3 protein-coding genes are annotated in these 3560 nt (G+C 61.8%); all 3 read right to left on the bottom strand.

Annotated elements, in window-relative coordinates; genetic code table 11:
* On the bottom strand, positions 1 to 425 hold a 425-nt coding region (locus IT585_09185), incomplete at its 3' end, for a gamma-glutamyl-gamma-aminobutyrate hydrolase family protein (protein ID MCC6963412.1).
* Positions 416 to 2137 carry an L-aspartate oxidase gene (nadB, locus tag IT585_09180; protein ID MCC6963411.1) on the bottom strand — a complete coding sequence of 574 codons (1722 nt, stop codon included), beginning with the start codon at positions 2135 to 2137 and terminating at the stop codon, positions 416 to 418. The genes nadB and IT585_09185, both read right to left, overlap by 10 nt.
* A 959-nt stretch (positions 2138 to 3096) precedes the next feature.
* Positions 3097 to 3560: 3-deoxy-D-manno-octulosonic acid transferase (locus IT585_09175; GenBank protein MCC6963410.1), on the bottom strand; the 464-nt coding region annotated here is incomplete at its 5' end.

The raw sequence follows: 3560 nt of genomic DNA, 5'->3' as shown, positions 1-3560 counted from the left end.
GTGACGATCGTGTCGCCGTGGCTCATCCAGACGGTCGATTTCTCCACGCTGCCTCTGAACAACGCCGAATTGAGATCGGCCTTGACCGTGGCGCGACCATATTCGCGCGACTCGCTCTTGCGCAAGTCGCCGCCGTGAATGCGGGCGATCAATTGCATGCCGTAGCAGATGCCAAGCACCGGCACGCCCATCGCCAGGAACCGGCGATCGATATCGGGCGAATTCGGATCGAGCACCGAGGCCGGCCCGCCGGAAAGGATGATGCCGACAATGTTCTCGCCGTCGAAGCGCTCGAACGGCGCCGTACAGGGATGAATCTCGCTGTAGACGTGCATTTCGCGCACCCGCCGCGCGATCAACTGCGTGAATTGCGAACCGAAGTCCAATATCAGAATCATCTCGCTGCCGCGGACGGTCATAGCCATTTCTCCTCTTTCCGAACCAGCTCCCGCAACCAATTGGCATCATCGGTGTCGGGGTGGTCGCTGTTGTAATGCAAACCGCGCGACTCCTGGCGCTCGATCGCGAAGTCAATGATCAGCCGCGCCACTGTGGCCAGATTGCGCAATTCAATCGCCTCGTAGCTCCAAGCGCGCGTCATGAAGTAGTCCTCGATGTCCTTCACGAGGATGTTTACGCGTTCTCGTGCGCGGTTAAGTCGATAATCGGAACGAACCACGCCGACATAGTCCCACATCAGGTTGAGTAGTTCGTTGCGGTCGTGCTGCAGCAGCACGCGCTCCCGCCGCTTCAGGCGCTCGCCGACGCCGTCCAACGGTTTCGTCTGCACGTCCTTGGTTAGAAAACGGCTGATGTCGTTGACCGTCGCAACTTCCGCCGCGAAATCGGCAATCGCCACGGCCTCGAGCAGCGAATTCGACGCCAGCCGGTTGGCCCCGTGCATACCCGTCATCGCGACCTCGCCGCAGGCAAAGAGGTTGATCAAATCGGTGCGTCCCTCCAAATCGGTCCCGACCCCGCCGCACATGTAGTGCGCCGCCGGCACCACCGGAATGCGATCCTTTGTGATGTCGATGCCGTACTTGTGACAGTTGTAGTAAATATTCGGAAAACGCTTGAGGATCGTCTCATGCCCAAGATGCGTAACGTCGAGATAGACGCACGGATCGCCGGATGCCTTTAGCTCCGAGTCGATCGCCCGCGCCACAACATCCCGCGGCGCCAGTTCCGCCGACCTGTGGTACTTATGCATGAAGCGCACGCCGCCCTGCGTTACCAGGATGCCGCCTTCGCCGCGCACCGCCTCCGAAATCAAGAATGATGCGCCGCCGGGATTGTACAGCGTCGTCGGATGGAATTGAATGAATTCCATGTTGGCGACCGCCGCACCCGCGCGGTACGCCATCGCTACCCCGTCGCCCGTCGCGATCGGCGGATTCGAAGTGTGCTTGTAGACGATGCCCGCGCCGCCGGTCGCCAGGAGGATTGTGCCGGCGTAGAAATACTTGGCGTTCAAGCCGCGACTGTCCAGGCAAATCGCCCCGATGCACTGTTTGCCCGTATCCACCGGAGCCGTGATCAGATCGACCGCGATGTGATTTTCGAAAATCTTGATATTGGGATCATGGTGTACCGCGCGTAGCAGCGCCTTCTCGATCTCCCGGCCGGTCGCGTCCGCCGCATGCACCACGCGGCGCGCCGAGTGGCCGCCCTCGCGTGACAGGTGCAGATGCTCCTCCGTCGGCGCGATCTCGTCGTGGCTGAACTGCACGCCGATGTCGATCAGCTCCTGAATGCACGCCGGACCCGCCTTCACGATCGCTTCAACCACATCGCGACGGCATAGCCCGGCGCCGGCGGTGAGCGTGTCGGCCACATGCGCCTCGAAGCTGTCGGCGGGCGAAATCACCGCCGCAATTCCCCCCTGCGCGTAGTTCGTGTTGGAATCCATTTTGCGCTTCTTGGTCACAACCGCAACCGTCCCCTTGCGCGCAACTTTGAGTGCGTAGGAAAGCCCGGCAATGCCGGAACCAATGATCAGAAAGTCGAATTTAAGCAGCGACGCACCTCGCAATGATGCCCCAGAATATATCCGCGCGCTCCGCGAATTCCAAGGCGATTTCGATGACGGCGCACTCGCCCGGCGCCCACGCCTGCGCCCGCAATCGGGCGGCATCCTTCGCCGTCGTCACCAGCAGCTCCGCCTGCCCGCCCACGCGCGCAACCCGCAGCGCTGCCAGGTCTTGATCAGTAAATACGTGGTGGTCGCGAAAGTTCGTTTGCCCCACCGGTCTGCCGCCCTGCCGGCCCACCGTCTCCGCAAAGAACTCCGGATTACCGATCCCGCTGAACAGCCACAGCCGGCGACCGCGAATCTCGAGCGGCGCTCCCGTAACCAGATCGCGCATCGCCGTCACCTGCGTCTGCAATCGAAAGATCGCTTCGCGGCTCGCAAATTGCGCAATTCTGTCCGTCAGACCTTCGATCAGCTCACTCGACGCGCCCTCAATTTTCGTCAGCAGTGCGACATCGGCCGCGCGTAATGTCGACCGCCGCTCGCGCAACGGCCCGGCCGGAAGGCACAGTCCATTGCCGAATCCGCGCGTGGCGTCGACGACGACAATATTCAGCGTCCGTCTCAATCGCAAATGCTGGAAGCCATCATCAAGAATCAGGCAGTCGACTTGGTGGTTGCTGATCAGGGTTTGTGCCTGCGCGAAGCGGTCGGCACCCACCCCGATGACACAATCGGGCAATCGCCGCGCCATCAGACTCGCCTCATCGCCCACCAGACTCAGGTCGAACGGCGTCGCATTCTTGCCGGTGATGACCGCGCCCTGCTTCTCCGCCGCCGAACGATAGCCGCGCGTTAGAATACCGACGTGTCGCCCCTCCGTGCGCAGATGCTCCGCCAGCATCAGCGTCACCGGCGTTTTGCCGGTCCCGCCGGTCGTCAGATTCCCCACCGCGATCAACGGCACAGCCATCGGGTAGGATGGCAAGACTCCTGCCTGATAGAGCCGACGGCGAATGACGAGCGCAAGCCCGTACAACTGCGCCGGCAGCCAGAGCAATAGCCGCAGCAATTGCACCGTCAGCGTCGGCTGGTGCGCGTAATGCAATCGTCGGACGAATTCATTCATGGTCTTCGATGAGATTGAGAATTCGGCTCACATAGTCGTCCAGCACGTGCGCGCTGGCAGCGCGCAGCGCCTCAGCACGGCGACCGTATTCTGCGCCCAGCGCGTCACTCGCCAGTAACGCCTGCACCGCTCTAGCCAATTCCGCAACCGAAGTGACAACGGTGCCCATGCGCTGCTCCTGCAGCAGCTCGTGGCCGCGCTGTTGTTGGAAGTAGTGCGGCCCGTAAGACACCGGCACTCCCGCTAACGCCGGTTCCAGCAAATTATGTCCGCCGATCGGCGCCAGCGTGCCGCCGACAAACGCCATCGTCGCCCGGTGATACAGCGCGTTGAGCTTGCCCATCGTATCGACGATCAGGATTTCGTCATCAGCTTGCAGTATGCCTTTCGTCCACCACTGACAGCGCAGCCCCGATCGCGCAACCACGTCGTTGACTTCGCCGAGGCGATCCAAGT

Source organism: Candidatus Zixiibacteriota bacterium, assembly GCA_020853795.1.
Classification (GTDB): Bacteria; Zixibacteria; MSB-5A5; order CAIYYT01; family CAIYYT01; genus JADJGC01.
Note: the sequence above shows the minus strand (reverse complement) of the source record. Positions and strands in the feature narration are given on the sequence as shown.

Excerpts from the sequence above, each read along its gene's own strand:
- nadB (MCC6963411.1), bottom strand. The coding sequence starts at position 2,137 with ATGCCGCCCGATTGCGGGCGCAGGCGTGGGCGCCGGGCGAGTGCGCCG.